The following is a 14,681-nucleotide window of genomic DNA, read 5'->3' as shown; positions in this document are numbered from 1 at the left end:
TTTTTTATGTTTTAATAAATTGTTTTTGAATGAAGTATTTAATTTCACTTACGGCGGGTATTCTTTTTGCAGCCGGCCTGCATGCGCAAAGCCCGAAAGCTGCAACTGCCCCTGCCCGGGAAATAGCCCGGCCCAAACTGGTAGTAGGCATCATTGTTGACCAGATGCGTTACGATTATTTCTATCGCTTTTACGACAAATACGGCGAGGGAGGGATCAAGCGCTTTATGAACCAGGGATTTTTTGCGCGTAATAACCATTACCATTATGCCCTGACCATCACGGCCGCCGGGCATGCCTCGGTATATACCGGCTCGGCACCCGCCATTCACGGCATTATCGGTAACGACTGGTACGACCCCATTGAGGGGCGCGGCGTATATTGCGTGGAAGACAGCACCGTAAAGATAGTGGGCAGCCCCACCGAGTCGGCCGGCAAGATGTCACCCCGGAATCTCCTGGTGAGCACGGTCACGGATCAGCTCAAGCTGGCCACCAATTTCCGTTCAAAAACCATCGGTATTTCCATCAAAGACCGCGGAGCCATATTGCCCGCGGGGCATACGGCTGATGCCGCTTACTGGTTTGATTCCAAGTCGGGAAATTTTGTCACCAGCACCTATTACCGCAACGAGCTGCCAGCCTGGGTGAAAGAGTATAACGACAAGAAGCTACCGGCAAAATATGCCCGTGAAGGCTGGAAAACCCTCCTTCCTATTGATCAGTATACCGAAAGCACCCCGGACAACGAACCCTGGGAAGGCCGGTTTACCGGTGAAACCGCCTCTACTTTCCCGCATGACCTGGCCGGAATTTCGGGGAATTCTTTCGGATCAGTGACCACATCTCCCTGGGGCAATACCCTGCTCAAAGACCTGGCCATAGCCGCCATCAAAAATGAGAACCTGGGTAAGGGGCAGTTTACCGACTTCCTGGCGGTGAGCTTTTCCTCTCCCGATGCCGTTGGCCATATGTACGGACCGAACTCGATAGAAATTGAGGATGTATACCTCCGCATGGACCGCGATTTTGCCGAAATGTTTACGTTTTTAGACAGCTGGGTAGGGAAAGACAATTACACCGTATTCATTTCTGCCGACCACGGCGTGGCTGACGTACCCGCTTTCTGGCAGGAGCACAAACTGCCCGGCGGGCTGGTTCCGCTGGCAAAAATGGGTGACGACATCAGAAAAGCACTGAACAGCGCTTTCGGCGAAGGCCAGTACATCCGTTCGGTAGCCAACGGCCAGATTTACCTGGACCATGCCTTGCTGAAAGAACGGGGAATCTCTCAGGACCAGGTGCATGCCGTAGTGAAAGAAGCCATCATCGGCGACCCTTCTATTGCCGATGTGCTGAACCTGAAAAGGCTGAACGAGGAGCAGCTTACGCCTTACCAGCTGGATCTGTACAGGAACCTGATCATGGTAAAACGCAGCGGCGACATCCAGATCGTACCGAGACCGGGCTGGGTGTCCTGGCGGCCCCAGGGAACCAGCCACGGTACGCCTTACAATAACGACACGCATGTTCCGTTTGCCCTGTTTGGCTGGGGGGTGAAGCACGGCGAAACGCTGCGGCGTACCGCCATTGCCGACATAGCACCTACCATTTCAGCGCTGCTGCACATCTTACCGCCTAACGGCAGCATAGGGCAGCCGGTAGTAGAAGCCCTGAAGTAAATCGACTCTTTCAGGAGGCTGATAAAGGCTTAATGGTGTGAAAATATCAAAAGAGCCTGAAAAGTATACAAATTGCAATCTGTATACTTTTCAGGCTCTTTCTTACTTACACCCCTCCTTCCGCCTCGTATCTATAATATACCGGATCTTCCAGGTGCCGTTTTCCTTATGCAGCTGGAAGCTGTTCACCCCGCAATGGGAAAACTGCCCGTTGTAGTAAAATTCATAGGGAGTCCATACCGCCGCCAGGTTACCGTCTACAAGAACAGAAGCAAAGGTGATCCGCTCGTCAAGGCTGCCTTCCGGGGCCCGGGCAACAGAGCCGATAAAACCCTGTACATCTTCTGTACGTACCTCATTTTTAGAGGTAATGCTCTGGAAGATAATGCCCGCCGCCAGGGTGCTTTTCACCCCGGAAGAATCGGAAGACTTCATGGCCCCGAAAAACCGGTTAATGGTTTCCTTTATGGAATCGGTTTCCGTGGTTTGAGCATAACCCGCCAGGCAGGCCAAAAGGAGCGTTACGGTCAGGTATTTTTTCATAGGTATACATTTTTTAGCTGTGACCCGGGCGACGAACCGCTATGAGGCCCGCCCGCTGAATACGGTTCAGAAATCCTCGTCGGGCAATATCTCTGCCACCCGGCCGATCTGCCCGTCTTCCAGGCGCACCTTAATGCCCCGGTGATGGTAAGGTGCTGAAGTAAGAATATTTTTCACAACGCCCTCTGTCAGCTCTCCCGTGCGCTGATCTTTCTTCAGAATAATATTGACCAGCATGCCCGGCCTGATATCTGCTCTTGTTTTTCCGTCTTTTGCCATAGTGCAAAGATACAATTTTGGACATATGTTCACCGGTTGGCCGCCCGAAAATGAAGCTATTGGATAATTACTTCCCCGTCGCGCATTTCAATGATCCGGTCGCTTTTACGGGCAAAGTCTTCGTCGTGGGTGACGGCAATGATGGTCTGCCCGAATTCCTGCGAAAGCTCCCGGAAGATGCCGAAAACAATATCGGTATTTTTGCTGTCGAGATTGCCCGTGGGCTCATCGCCCATGATCAGCAGGGGGTCATTGATCAGCGAGCGCGCTATGGCCACCCGCTGCTGCTGTCCGCCGGAGAGCTTGCTGGCCGGCTTCAGGGCCTGATCCTGCAGGCCCAGGATCTCCAGCTTTTTCATGGCCCTTGCTTCGATCTCTTCTTCGCTGTACCGCCCCAGCCGGAGCGCCGGGATCATCACGTTTCTCAGGCAGGAAAATTCAGGCAGGAGGTAATGAAACTGGAACACAAACCCGATCTTCTCGTTTCTTACCCGGGCCAGGTGGTCAACCGGCTTGCCGGTCATCACTTCATTGTCGATCACAAGCGTGCCCCGGTAGTCGGTATCCATGGTAGACAGGATATACAGCAGGGTAGATTTCCCGCTGCCCGACTTCCCTATCATGGTCAGGAACTCGCCCTGGCGCACGGCAAAAGATACCTGCTTCAACACCTGGAATTCCACGGGGTCGTAGAAATATTTGTCAATATTTTCGGTGCTGAGAATGACGTTTTTCATAGGCCGGTTTCGGGTAGTTAGTTCCGGGTTATTTCCTGAAAATGCTGACAGGGTCTACCTGTGCGGCTTTCCGGGCAGGAATATACCCGGCAAAAAAAGTAATCACCAGGCCGATGATGATGCCCTGCAGGTATTTCTGCCACTCGTAATGAATGGGAAAATACCCGATATCACCGCCGATATACACTTTCTGCACCAGGGTAATGATCACCGTAGCCATCACAATGCCGCCCAGAACACCCATCACGCCGATGCTCAGCGCCTGCGTAACAAAAATACGCACTACATCGCGCCCCCGGAAACCCATGGCTTTCAGGATGGCGATATCGTTTATTTTCTGGCTTACCGTCATGTTCAGGATGTTGTAGATGCCGAAGCCCGCCACTACCAGCAGGGTAGTGGAAATAAAGGTCATCACTATCTTCCGCATCCTGTTTCCCGCCATCAGCGTTTCGTTACTTTGTTCAAATCCTTCGGCTTTATAGCCCGTTACCTGCGACAGCTCTTCGGCCACTTCCCGGGCTTTCTCAAAGTCGAAAAGATTAATGTTTACATCCGTCACATAGTCACCGTTCTCTTTCAGCATCTGCTGGGCGCTGCTCAGGTTCACATACGAGGTGGTCTTGTCTACTTTTGAATTGCTGGTTTTAAAAACGCCTACCACCTTCAGGTTCTTGTTCACTGTTTTCGACGAGGTCAGGTTGATATTATCGCCTATCCTCAGGCTCATTTTTTCAGCTATCCCCGACCCGATCAGTATACCGTTCGGGTTACTTTTCAGGGCCTCCCAGCTGCCGTCTACCATCAGCGAGGCCAGGCTGAACATCCGGTCGGCTTCATCGGGTATAATGCCGATGGCCGTGCCCGATAGCTGCGATTTCCCGCTGTTATAAAAAACGCCGGTACTCACCTGCAGGGTGACCACCCGTACCAGGGGGTGCTTTATGACCTGCGCCTTCACCGAATTGGGGTTCAGGATCCGGTTATTGTGAGGCACCACTTTAGGGTTGATGATCAGGTATCGGGCCGGGCCGCTGCTCACCAGGGGCTCACTGATGGTATCGTCCTGGTAAAGGCGGATATGGGGCGTACTTTTAAAAACCGAGCTGTAGGAAATGCCGTCGAACCCCACAATAAGGCAGTTCATAAAAATGTAAATTGCCATGCCCAGCACCACTCCCGTAACCGCCACTGCCGTCATCTTTTTATTGGCAAAAACATAGGTTTTTGCAATGCTGCGGTTGATGTTCATGGTTTAACCGGGAGTAAGATGTCGTTCTGCGTGATCCCGCCCAGCACTTCCACATACTCTGTGGAGACAATGCCCGTCTGAAGCACCACTTTTTCGTCTTTTCCTTTCACACGCACAGTATTTCCGTATCCTACCCGGTTTCTCGGAACCAGCAGCGCCTTTTTCTTTTCTCCTACCAGTATGTTCCCTTCCAGCTGGGTACCGTAAAGCGGCATGACCTGCGGGTCATCCAGCCGGGCTTTGCAAATAAACGACTGCGAGGCTTCGTCAAAAGCCAGCACGATCTCTGTTATGGTACCGTTATATACTTTTTCTTTTTCGGTATTCAGGCGAATAAAAACCGCCTGCCCGGTTTTGACCTTGCCAATGCTGCTTTCATCCACATTCAGCACTATTTCCGTGCGCAACGGGTTGGCCAGGGTAGCAATCACATCGCCCCGCCTGACAAAGTCGCCCCTGAACTTCTGCTTCCTGATCACCCGCCCCTTCTCCGGTGCCCGCAGCTGGTTGTAGGCATGCAGAATCCGTGAGTTGGCTTCCTGGTTACGGGCTACGGTAACGGCCTGCTCGTTCTGCAGCTTTACCGATGCCAGCTGTTCTTCCAGCGCTTTCAGCTGGGCCCGTGAATTCTCCTCTGCCAGCTGCATGCTTTCGTATTCCTGTTTCGATACGCTCTGCTTCCGGTACAGCCTCTCGTAGCGTTCACGCTGGAGCTTATCCTGCCGGTATTTCTCTTCGGCAAAAGTGATATTCTGCCTGATCTGCTGCTCAAGCGGGGCCGAGTTCATCTCTGCCAGCCGTACCTGCCGGCCGGCGGTTCTGAGGTTCTCGGTATTCGCCGGGTTTGCTACCGAGCCAAGCAGCTGGCCGGCCTGAACCTCGTCGCCGGTTTCCAGGTTCAGCTCTTCCAGGATACCGTCGGTCTGCGCCACCAGGTTCCAGGCATCTTTCCACTCCACCTGCCCCGAGGCAAAGACCAGTTCTTTTATGTCCTGAACCACCGGCCGGGTCTCAGGCTCTTTTGAGCAGGCCAGAATGCCTGCCAGGAGGATCGGAAGCACAGCTTTGATCTTCATATCAATAACGATTATTGATCCTTAAAATTTCGTAATTGTATTTAACGTTGACGGCACCGGCAGCTTCGTTCAGCCGGCTGGTCAGCCAGTCGTTCTGGGAAATAAGCAGCTTATCCAGCGGCAATATGTTCTCTTCAAACTGGGCAAAATTCTTTTCGAAGGTATCTTTCTTCAGCGTCTCGATCTTCTGCAGCGATTCCAGCTGGAGCTGTGCCTTCCTGAGCTCGGTTTCCAGCCGGAGGTTATCATACACCTGCTGTTCTTCGGCCAGCTCCCGGTTATTTTCGGCTATTTTCCATTGAACCTCCCGGTTTTTCAGGTTGCTGACCTTCTGAACGTTGGTAGGCAGGTCCCACGAAAGCTTCAGCCCCACATAGGCAAAATAAATGGCGCTGCTGCCCGAACCGTAGAAGAAGCGGTTATCGAGGCTTTGCCAGTTGAAGGAAGATACGGCCGACAGCACCGGCCACTGATCGAGCCGGGCAGACCGTACATCCTGCCCGGCCATCCGGGTGCGGGTACGGGCCAGGTCGGCTTCCAGGCTGCCTTCTGCCCGTAACTCAGGAGCAGGCCCGGTATCTGTTTCCTCGCGGATCCGGAGATCGCCTTCGGGCCGGGCCAGCAGCTTCAGCAATTCTACCTGCAAACGCCGGTTTTCTTCCAGCTGCACCAGGCTGTTTTCAAGGGTCACCACGTTAACCTCGGCCTCGTTGACTTCCTGGCTGCGGGCTATGCCTTCTTCAAAACGATTGCCGGTAATCGTCCGTATTTTCCGGGCCACCTCCAGGTTTTCTTCCAGGATGTGCTTTTGCCGGTCAAACGAAATAACGTTATGAAACGCCGCATTGATCTGCAGGTGGATGTCGCGCTGCGCCTGCTTCTCGCTGAGTTCCGCCAGCTCTTCATTCACCACAGCGGCCCGGCGCTGGGCCCGGTTGCTGAAATTAAGGATATCAAACTGGGGCGACAGGTTAAAAGTAGCCACATATTTCTGCCCCATGATCAGTTCTTTGTAGCTGCCTTCCGGCTGTCCGAAAATCACGCCGGGCACATAGGTTTTCTGCAGGGCAATGTTATCCAATGCCTGGTAAGACACCGGCACACGGGGCGAAAAAGCATTCACCCCGGCAATCTTGCGGGTGATGCCGGCCAGGTCACGTTGCAGTGCGGCATTCCGGACAGCCGGGTTAGAGGCCAGCGCCATCTGAAAAAGAGCATCTGCCGAAGAGATTTCCACCTCCTGGGCCGACAGGTTTCCGAAAATCAGCAGCAGGGCAATGATTTTTCCTTTCATGCCCGTAAAAAGTGCCGGATTTCTGCCGCATTGCAGGCGGCACACCGGATTAAGGTACATTCTTCTCAGCAAAATCCACCGAAACTTTAAACTTTTAACTTTTCCTTTATCTTAAATCTTTCTCTCAGCTCTTCCAGGCTCTCCACCACCTTCCCGTTCAGCGGGATACCGTTAGCCAGGCGTTCGGCCCTGGAAGTACGCTCCTGGTCACCGGGAATCTGCACATGCTGTCCGTCTACGGCTTTGGCCGAGCGGAAACGCGTGATCCATTGATCCATATGGGCTTTAAATTCTTCTTTCGGCCGGAAACCGTCGATGCGCATGGCCCCCAGGAAATGCCCCGTGCCTTTGCCTACCTGTTCTGCCGCTACCCCGTGAAAGCCGGCTGTGGCAAAGGGTGGCACCCAAGGGCCGAAATTAGCCCCGGAGAGCACGCCTGAAAAAATATCGACCACTGCTCCCAGCCCGTAACCTTTATGGCTGCCGTGCTCGCGGTCGCCGCCCAGCGGCAGGAGTCCGCCGCCCTCTTTCACGGCATTGGCGTTATCGGTGGCGTTACCGGCTTCGTCCTGTACCCATCCGAGAGGTGCTTTTTCTCCTTTTCGCTGTAAAATTTCCATCTTCCCGTACGCTACCGCCGTGGTAGCAAAGTCGGCCAGGAAAGCCGGTTGCCCGCCAGCCGGCACCGCCACGGCAATGGGATTGGTGCCCAGCAGCTTTTCCCTGGAAAAGGTAGGCACCACCAGCGGGGCGGCGTTGGTCATGGCCCAGCCGATCATGTCCTGTTCCAGCGCCAGCGAAGCATGGTAGCCGGCTATGCCGAAATGGTTGGAGTTTTGTACGGAAACCCAGCCGGAGCCCGACTTCCGGGCCTTTTTCATGGCCAGCTTCATGGCAAAGGGAGCTACCACCAGCCCCAGGCCCCTGTCGCCGTCTACCGTGGCCGTAGAAGGGGTTTCATGAATGACCCGGATATCGGGCACCGGGTTCAGCCGCCCGTGATCGTACAGGCGTACATACCCCGCCAGGCGGGCTACGCCGTGCGAGTCTACGCCGTTAAGGTCAGCGCTGACCAGGATATCTGCGGCCTGCCGGGCATCTTTGGCCGGGCAGCCGATGGCTTTGAATACTTGTTCGGTAAATTTTCTGATTTTATCTGCTGTATACATGTTTTTGGGTTTGTGCACGTTGGCCTTTCCCGGAGAAGGCCGTTCCTTACAGGTAAAGATGAGCATATTTTTTTATTTCCTGTATCAGCCGGGTTGAACTTTTCTTATATTTAACCCGAAAACCCGGTACAATGTCAAAACCCAACCCCGCTGAAAATCCTGGTAATGCTATGAAACCTCTGACCATCGGCGTAACCGACTGCAGTAAGTTCGAACTTTACAATCAATGGATCCTGGACTTCCACCCTTCGGTAAGCACCCTGCGGCTGAGTGTGGAAGACAACAGCTTTGCGCAGATCGGCCGCTGCCACGGAATTGTACTTACCGGTGGTGAAGACGTGCATCCCCGCTATTACAGCAAGCCCGAATGGCTGCAATATTGCTATGACGACGACGTCAACGAAGAAAGAGACGAGCTGGAATGGAAAATACTGTCGTACAGCCAGGTGCACAGCCTGCCCGTGCTGGGCATATGCCGCGGGCTGCAGATCACGAATGTATTCTTCGGCGGCACGCTGATCCCGGATATCCCTACCTGGGGAAAATTTAACCACGGTAAGCTGCCTGACGATACCGACCGGTACCATGCCGTAAAAGTAGATCCGGAGTCGGCGCTCTTCCGTATTGTGCAGGAAAAAGAAGGCATGATCAACAGCAACCACCACCAAAGCGTAGGCAAGGTAGGCCACGGGCTGGTGGTTTCGGCCCTCTCGGAAGACGGTGTGGTCGAAGCGCTGGAAAGACGGGAGCCGGGCTCCTCCTACCTTTCGCTGGTACAGTGGCACCCTGAGCGGATGCACGACCAGGAAAGCCCCTTTGTTAAAAACATACGCCGGTCGTTTTTTGAGGCCTGCTTATCCGGGGCAGAATTATAGCGGGTAACACGCTTTAAGGTCCTGTATGAAACGGTCTACCGCCTCTTCGGGTGTGGCCCACGACACCACCAGGCGAAGGGCCTTGCTGTTTTCATCGATCACCTGCCATTCAAAAAACTCGTACTGCTCTGCCAGCTTCTGTATGACCGTATCGGGCAGTACAGGGAAGACCTGGTTGGTTTGCGGCGGGGTGAGGAAAGCCAGGCCCAGCTGCCGGAAAGCCTCTGCCAGCTTTGCTCCCAGGCGGTTGGCACGGGCGGCCAGGTCAAAAATCAGGTGATCGGTAAACAATACATCAAACTGTATGCCCAGGCTCCGGCCCTTGGCCAGCATAGCACCGCGCTGCTTGACATGGTATCTGAAATCGGTTTGCAACGCAGGATTGGAAATCACGATAGCCTCTCCGAACAGGGCGCCGCACTTGGTACCGCCAATGTAAAATGCATCGCACAGGCGGCTCAGGTCTTCGAGGGTCAGGTCATTTTCTCCGGCCGTCAGGGCCATAGCCAGCCGGGCACCGTCAATAAAAAGCAGCAGCTCATTTTCCCGGCAAAAGGTATAGAGGGCTTCCAGCTCCCGGCGGGTATACAGGGTGCCGTATTCGGTAGAGTTGGAAATATATACCAGGCGCGGTTTTACGGTATGGTATTTCGGGAATTTCAGGAGGTGTTTTGCCATCAGCTCCGGGGTGAGCTTCCCGTCAGGGGCCGGTGAATATTCTATCTTATGCCCCGTGGCTTCAATAGCCCCGGCCTCATGCGTATTGATATGCCCGCTTTCTGCCGCAATCACCGACTCATAGGGCTTCAGGAAAGCCGCCATCACCAGTAGGTTGGCCTGGGTTCCGCCCGATACAAAATGAACGTCAAGCGCTTCGTTACGGCATGCCAGCCGTATCTTCTCTACCGCGCTTTCGGAATACTCGTCGTTTCCGTACCCGCTTTGCTGCGCATAGTTGGTTTGGGTCAGCTTCTCCAGGATAGCCGGGTGGCATCCTTCGCTGTAATCGTTCAGAAATTTGTATTTCATTGTATTTACGTGTTCGGGGTGGCGGGTTCGCTGCGGGAGGAACCTGGGGTTTCTTCCCGCAGTAAAACAAAAAAACTCTCATTTCTGAGAGTTTTCTGAGCCCCCTATCGGGATCGAACCAATGACCTACTGATTACAAATCAGTTGCTCTACCAGCTGAGCTAAGGAGGCGTTCCTTATTTTGGTGGTGCAAAATTAATCACCCGGATAATATGACGCAAGTGTTTTCAGAAACTTTTTTACACACATCCGGAGTTCTTCCGGGCCCGGCGACTTCCGGCAGGAAGCACAGCCCGAACAGCTTAGTTAGCCGCCACAATTAACCGCAGCTTCGCATTCAGCTCTTTGAGCTCGGCTTCGCTCTTATCGATCTTCTTCTGGTATTCAGCCCTGAGCTTATCCGCATTTTTTGAATAGCCGAAAAACTCCAGGTTATTTTTGGTGAGCGTAATTTCGTCTTCCAGGCTCTTGATCTTCCTGCGGATCTCGCTTTCCGTTTTGTTCAGGTTTCCACCTGACTTCAACACCACTTCGGCCTCGTTCTGCATCATCAGCTTGTCTTTTTCCGACTTCTCGATTCCGCTGGCTGATTTCACATACGAGTTAATGGCTTTGATGAACCGGTCCTGGATCGACTTCATGTCCTTACGGGGTACAAAGCCGATGGCATTAAAGCTCTTTTTGAATTCGGGAAGCCGGTTCAGGTTGGTTTCGCCGCCGGCCACCAGCTTGTCAATTTCCTCGCAAATGGCGATTTTAGCTGCCAGGTTCTTGTCGTATTCCGAATCCTGGGCCTTGCTTTCATCCCGTTTGTGGTTAAAATAGGTATCGCATACCGACTTAAATTCCTCAAACAGGCTGTCTTTATACTTTTCAGGCACATGCCCGATGGTCTTCCATTTTTTCTGGAGATCAATGATCTTGTTGGTATGCGGTGCCGAGTAGTCTCCCGTTTCAAGAATGGCTTTTGCCTGCTGCACCAACTCGCTTTTGGCTTTGTAGTTGGCCTCGCGCTTGGCTTCCAGCCGGGCAAAAAACTCGCTCTTGTGCTTGAAGAACTGCTTGAGCGTGCTCCAGAAGTTTTTGCTGACTTCTTTTCCTTTCTCGCGCGGCATGCCGCCTTTTATGGCATTCCACTGGTCCTGGATGGCCTGTACTTCCTTTGTTTTTGCATTCCATTCGTTGATGGAGTCGCTGTTAAAGGTAAGGTACGTCTGCAGGTTGGCCAGCAGCTGGCTTTTGGCTTTCAATACTTCTTCCGACAGCTCCGAGCTTTCTTTCTGCAGCTCCCGTTTCTTGTCGTAAATCACATCAAATGCCTTTTTCAGGCGCTCCCAGAGGGCATCCTGCTCCTCGCGGGGCCCCGGGCCGATGTGCTTGTACTCCTGCAGCAGCTCATTGGCTTTCTTCAGGGTTACGTTGTTGATGGGCGTGGTTTCCAGTGACTGCGCCACCTCTTCAATTTTGATCACCACAGCCTCTTTGGCCTCAATATTTTTCTTCCTGTCAAGGTCTTTCAGCTCATTCTGGATGCTCCGGATGTCGAAATACCGGTCTACCAGCGCATTATATGCCGACCACAGCGAGCCGTTATGCGGTGAGTTGATATTCCCGGCGTTTTTCCACTCGGTCTGCAGGCTTTTGAAGGCCTCCCAGTTATTTTTCGATTCGCCGCGTTCTTCGGTATCCACTATTTCGCGGAGCCGCTGCAGCAGCCTGGTTTTTATTTCGAAGTAATCTTCTTTCTCTCTTTCCAGCTTCTGGAAGAAGGCCTGCCGCTTTTCGCGGATCTGGATCATGATGCCTTCAAAGCGGATCGAGTAATTATCGTTCCGGAACTCGAAGCCTTCGTCCGATCCGTTTTCGGCGATATAGCTTTCCAGGGCTTCATTCTTCTCCTGCTGGTGAATTTCATCAAAAGCACCGCGCACCACTTTCAGCGCGTTATCAATGTTTTTCACATCGGCTACCGAGAGGGTCCGTGCGTTCATGGCTTCCAGCAAACGGTCGGCCAGGTCAACGAAGTCTTTTTTCGAATAGTTGGAAAAGTCTTCGTCAAATTCAAGCATAGACTCGGATTCTTCCACCATTTCTTCAAAAGCTTCAAGGTCTGCAGACGTGCCTTTCCCTTCAACAGGCTTCTCTGCCGTATCCGGCGTCGGAGAAGCGGACTGTTCCGCAGGTACTTCAGAAACTTTGTCATTTTTACCTTCCATGTTGCCCGGTTCTAAACTTGACTCGCTCATTAATCGAAATTGATAATTACTTTTGTGAAAAAGCAAAATTAATAATAATATTCAAACACCTTTCCATGAACGGCAAAGATATTTCAAATCTTCGGATACATTATGAAAAATCCGAACTCTCTGAGGTGAATGCACCGGCTTCTCCCTTTGATCTCTTCCATACCTGGTTTGCAGAGGCCCTTGAAGGGGGGATCCGCGAACCCAACGCCATGGTTTTGTCTACCGTTCAGAACCACCGGCCACATGCCCGTGTGGTGCTGCTCAAAGGCGCCACGGCAGAAGGTTTTGAGTTTTACACGAATTATAACAGCAGCAAAGGCATCCAGCTGGCGGAGAACCCTTATGCCGCCCTGACTTTTTTTTATGATTTCATGGAGCGGCAGATCCGGGTAGAAGGCATGGTGCACAAGCTTACCGCCGGGCAGTCGGACCAGTATTTTCACTCGCGCCCGCGGGGCAGCCAGATAGGCGCCTGGGTAAGCCATCAGAGCCAGCCCATTGCGTCGCAGCAGGTACTGGAGGAACAGCAGAAATTTTACGAGGAAAAGTTCAGGGACCTGCCCGTTATTCCCCGGCCCGAACACTGGGGCGGCTATATTTTAGAACCCGGATCCATTGAATTCTGGCAAGGCAGGCCTAACCGGCTGCATGACCGGCTGCTGTATGTGAGGGAAGGGAATGCGTGGGGGATTTCGAGGCTCTCACCGTGAATTTAAGTGAAAAGTGAAAAGTGAAAAACTAAAAGTTGCGGTACATTAGTATTTCATATGAAAGAATGCTCCGCAACTTTTCACTTTTAACTTTTCACTTTTAGTTTTTAACTTCCTCCTCCTGTTTCATAAAGCTTTCTGCAGCGCCTTCCAGCAGCTTCCCGTGCTTCAGCCCCATTATACTCTCGCGGCTCGGTTTTTCGGCAATTCGGTAGTTGAAGTCTTCAAAGCGCGATTCTGCCTGGGTGATCTCGCCGGGAGGAACCAGCCGGGAGTCTACATCGCCGTAGAAGTAAATGTCTTCCAGCTCATCGTTGGCAAAAATGAATTTCATGGAAGAGCATTGCGACAGGTCAAGCCCCACTATTTTGTTTTTTTCATCCAGGATAAAGTACTTGGATTCTGCATTTCCGTAAATATGAATCTGCTCCAGGCGCGAGCTGTCAGTAAAGTAGGCATTCATGTTCCGCCCTTTGATCTGGTTGAAATTAAGCAGGCTATCCTGTTCAATAATAAAGCTGTTTCGCGTCATTTCCATCCTGTTTATCCGGTTATTCTTCATGAAAACATCGATAGAATCGGCTTTCAGCTGGCTTCGCCTGTGCCACAGCACGGGCTCTTTGTAATACCCTACCGTTGAATCTATGGCATTATAGATCAGCGAATCCGATATGCTCTGCATATCGGTCCGGTAGACCTTCACTTTTCCCGTAACAATGATAAACTGCACGTCTTCACGCCCGGGCTCTTTTTTCGGAGCAGGCCGCACCGTATCGGCTGGCATCCCTACTGAATCTGCCGCGATCCGGGGCTTTTCAACGATACGCAGCGAATCTCCTGCTATCAGCGCCGTTTCGTTCCGTGAAATATACTGCGTAATGGTAGAGCCGTTGATTTTGGTGATGCCCTGGCTGCCTACCCGTATCCCCTCATCGCCCACGGTGATCAGGCTGTCGGTTTTTGACACAAAAACCACGTTGCCCCGGGCCCAGCCAAAGTCGCTTTGGCTGTCGTAGTTAAGCGTATCGCCCATCAGGATATACTTTTCGTTATCCACCGTTGACCGGCCGCTGAAATACGACTCCCGGGTCTGGATATTGTACCATCCGCGTTCAGCAGTTAAATTGCCTTTTTCTCCCCTGATAGTGGTAAACGCCTTAAAAATGGCCTTTTTGGCATGGGTATCGTAGTCCATTGAATCGGTACACACCACAAAGTCGGGGTGCATGACCTCCACATCACCGATGTAGTTGAAGTACTTGGTGCTGGTGTTGTAATACCCGGTATTGCTGGTCAGCCGGCTGGAATCCTGCATGATCTCGCCGGGCACAGGGTAATAGGCCATGCCGCTGGCCATGTTGTAGATGATCTTCCGGGTACGCAGGGTTACTTTTTTATCCCGTAGCACCACGCTCCTGCCCCAGATGGTGGCTATGCGTGTATTGCCTTCATAATGCAGGGTATCGCCTACAATGGTGAGGGTATCGCCCTGGTTGATTTTGATGTTACCGAATGCCTCCATTACATTGGTGCTGGTATTCTGAATGGCTTTATCGGTGCCCATCAGCACGCCCTGGTGCCGGAAGATCACGTTTCCAGTGAAGGTCTGCACCTGCATATCGGTCAGGTTTACCCCCTCCTGGAGGTCGGAATTCAACACTTCAACTATGCTCTGCGGACCGGCAGGCTTGGGTGGGTTAAGCGGTTTCTGGGCAAAGACCCAAACCGGCATTACCGCCAGCCATACCCCGCAGAAATATCGGAACACACTTTTCATCAGGCAAAAATA

13 protein-coding genes and 1 tRNA gene are annotated in these 14,681 nt (G+C 52.5%); 3 read left to right on the top strand and 11 right to left on the bottom strand.

The features are described 5' to 3' along the window. Window positions 1-29: 29 nt before the first annotated feature. Window positions 30-1,682 carry an alkaline phosphatase PafA gene (gene pafA / locus AB2U10_RS13835; protein WP_367915368.1) on the top strand — a complete coding sequence of 551 codons (1,653 nt, stop codon included), beginning with the start codon at window positions 30-32 and terminating at the stop codon, window positions 1,680-1,682. Between the two features lie 102 nt (window positions 1,683-1,784). On the opposite strand, the gene AB2U10_RS13830 is transcribed toward pafA, so the two are convergent. The 7 genes from AB2U10_RS13830 to AB2U10_RS13800 form a co-directional block, all read right to left on the bottom strand. Next, complete coding sequence (locus AB2U10_RS13830) at window positions 1,785-2,225, bottom strand: nuclear transport factor 2 family protein (RefSeq protein WP_367915369.1); 441 nt, start codon at window positions 2,223-2,225, stop codon at window positions 1,785-1,787. Window positions 2,226-2,291: 66 nt separating this feature from the next. Continuing rightward, window positions 2,292-2,504: a YwbE family protein gene (locus tag AB2U10_RS13825; RefSeq protein ID WP_367915370.1), complete on the bottom strand. Its 213-nt coding sequence runs from the start codon at window positions 2,502-2,504 to the stop codon at window positions 2,292-2,294. A gap of 56 nt (window positions 2,505-2,560) precedes the next feature. After that, the gene (locus AB2U10_RS13820; RefSeq protein WP_367915371.1) at window positions 2,561-3,241 is read right to left on the bottom strand and encodes an ABC transporter ATP-binding protein; all 681 of its coding nucleotides are present in this window, start codon (window positions 3,239-3,241) and stop codon (window positions 2,561-2,563) included. A gap of 28 nt (window positions 3,242-3,269) precedes the next feature. Beyond that, complete coding sequence (locus AB2U10_RS13815) at window positions 3,270-4,493, bottom strand: ABC transporter permease (protein ID WP_367915372.1); 1,224 nt, start codon at window positions 4,491-4,493, stop codon at window positions 3,270-3,272. Continuing rightward, window positions 4,490-5,569 carry an efflux RND transporter periplasmic adaptor subunit gene (locus tag AB2U10_RS13810; RefSeq protein WP_367915373.1) on the bottom strand — a complete coding sequence of 360 codons (1,080 nt, stop codon included), beginning with the start codon at window positions 5,567-5,569 and terminating at the stop codon, window positions 4,490-4,492. The genes AB2U10_RS13815 and AB2U10_RS13810 overlap by 4 nt, the downstream gene beginning before the upstream one ends. 1 nt (window position 5,570) lies before the next feature. Further along, window positions 5,571-6,935, bottom strand: coding sequence for a TolC family protein (locus AB2U10_RS13805; protein ID WP_367915374.1), 1,365 nt, complete (start codon window positions 6,933-6,935; stop codon window positions 5,571-5,573). Between the two features lie 14 nt (window positions 6,936-6,949). Further along, entirely contained in the window at window positions 6,950-8,032 is a 1,083-nt protein-coding gene (locus AB2U10_RS13800; protein WP_367915455.1) for an Ldh family oxidoreductase, read from the bottom strand. 170 nt (window positions 8,033-8,202) lie between these two features. Here AB2U10_RS13800 and AB2U10_RS13795 point away from each other — a divergent pair, with 170 nt between their 5' ends. Beyond that, a complete protein-coding gene (locus AB2U10_RS13795; RefSeq protein ID WP_367915375.1) occupies window positions 8,203-8,907 on the top strand; it encodes a gamma-glutamyl-gamma-aminobutyrate hydrolase family protein in 705 nt (234 codons plus the stop codon). Here AB2U10_RS13795 and AB2U10_RS13790 read toward each other — a convergent pair. The 3 genes from AB2U10_RS13790 to AB2U10_RS13780 all read right to left on the bottom strand — a co-directional run bounded on the left by AB2U10_RS13790 (window position 8,902) and on the right by AB2U10_RS13780 (window position 12,182). Next, on the bottom strand, window positions 8,902-9,936 hold the full coding sequence (locus AB2U10_RS13790) for a threonine aldolase family protein (RefSeq protein WP_367915376.1): 1,035 nt from the start codon (window positions 9,934-9,936) through the stop codon (window positions 8,902-8,904). The genes AB2U10_RS13795 and AB2U10_RS13790 overlap by 6 nt on opposite strands. Window positions 9,937-10,034: 98 nt before the next feature. After that, window positions 10,035-10,107, bottom strand: a tRNA-Thr gene (locus tag AB2U10_RS13785). 131 nt (window positions 10,108-10,238) lie between these two features. After that, window positions 10,239-12,182: a DUF349 domain-containing protein gene (locus tag AB2U10_RS13780; RefSeq protein WP_367915377.1), complete on the bottom strand. Its 1,944-nt coding sequence runs from the start codon at window positions 12,180-12,182 to the stop codon at window positions 10,239-10,241. A gap of 65 nt (window positions 12,183-12,247) precedes the next feature. Between AB2U10_RS13780 and pdxH the strand changes: the two genes are divergently transcribed. Beyond that, on the top strand, window positions 12,248-12,892 hold the full coding sequence (gene pdxH, locus AB2U10_RS13775) for a pyridoxamine 5'-phosphate oxidase (RefSeq protein WP_367915378.1): 645 nt from the start codon (window positions 12,248-12,250) through the stop codon (window positions 12,890-12,892). 100 nt (window positions 12,893-12,992) lie between these two features. On the opposite strand, the gene AB2U10_RS13770 is transcribed toward pdxH, so the two are convergent. Beyond that, window positions 12,993-14,669 (bottom strand): OstA-like protein, encoded by a 1,677-nt coding sequence (locus AB2U10_RS13770; RefSeq protein WP_367915379.1) that lies wholly within the window; start codon window positions 14,667-14,669, stop codon window positions 12,993-12,995. Window positions 14,670-14,681: the final 12 nt, after the last annotated feature.

The sequence above is a fragment of the Leadbetterella sp. DM7 genome, assembly GCF_040829825.2.
Classification (GTDB): Bacteria; Bacteroidota; Bacteroidia; order Cytophagales; family Spirosomataceae; genus Leadbetterella.
This window is presented reverse-complemented; position numbering and strand designations above follow the sequence as displayed.

Coding starts and splice junctions, on each gene's coding strand:
- pafA (WP_367915368.1), top strand. CDS start 30: ATGAAGTATTTAATTTCACTTACGGCGGGTATTCTTTTTGCAGCCGGC.
- AB2U10_RS13830 (WP_367915369.1), bottom strand. CDS start 2,225: ATGAAAAAATACCTGACCGTAACGCTCCTTTTGGCCTGCCTGGCGGGT.
- AB2U10_RS13825 (WP_367915370.1), bottom strand. CDS start 2,504: ATGGCAAAAGACGGAAAAACAAGAGCAGATATCAGGCCGGGCATGCTG.
- AB2U10_RS13820 (WP_367915371.1), bottom strand. CDS start 3,241: ATGAAAAACGTCATTCTCAGCACCGAAAATATTGACAAATATTTCTAC.
- AB2U10_RS13815 (WP_367915372.1), bottom strand. CDS start 4,493: ATGAACATCAACCGCAGCATTGCAAAAACCTATGTTTTTGCCAATAAA.
- AB2U10_RS13810 (WP_367915373.1), bottom strand. CDS start 5,569: ATGAAGATCAAAGCTGTGCTTCCGATCCTCCTGGCAGGCATTCTGGCC.
- AB2U10_RS13800 (WP_367915455.1), bottom strand. CDS start 8,032: ATGTATACAGCAGATAAAATCAGAAAATTTACCGAACAAGTATTCAAA.
- AB2U10_RS13795 (WP_367915375.1), top strand. CDS start 8,203: ATGAAACCTCTGACCATCGGCGTAACCGACTGCAGTAAGTTCGAACTT.
- AB2U10_RS13790 (WP_367915376.1), bottom strand. CDS start 9,936: ATGAAATACAAATTTCTGAACGATTACAGCGAAGGATGCCACCCGGCT.
- AB2U10_RS13780 (WP_367915377.1), bottom strand. CDS start 12,182: ATGAGCGAGTCAAGTTTAGAACCGGGCAACATGGAAGGTAAAAATGAC.
- pdxH (WP_367915378.1), top strand. CDS start 12,248: ATGAACGGCAAAGATATTTCAAATCTTCGGATACATTATGAAAAATCC.
- AB2U10_RS13770 (WP_367915379.1), bottom strand. CDS start 14,669: ATGAAAAGTGTGTTCCGATATTTCTGCGGGGTATGGCTGGCGGTAATG.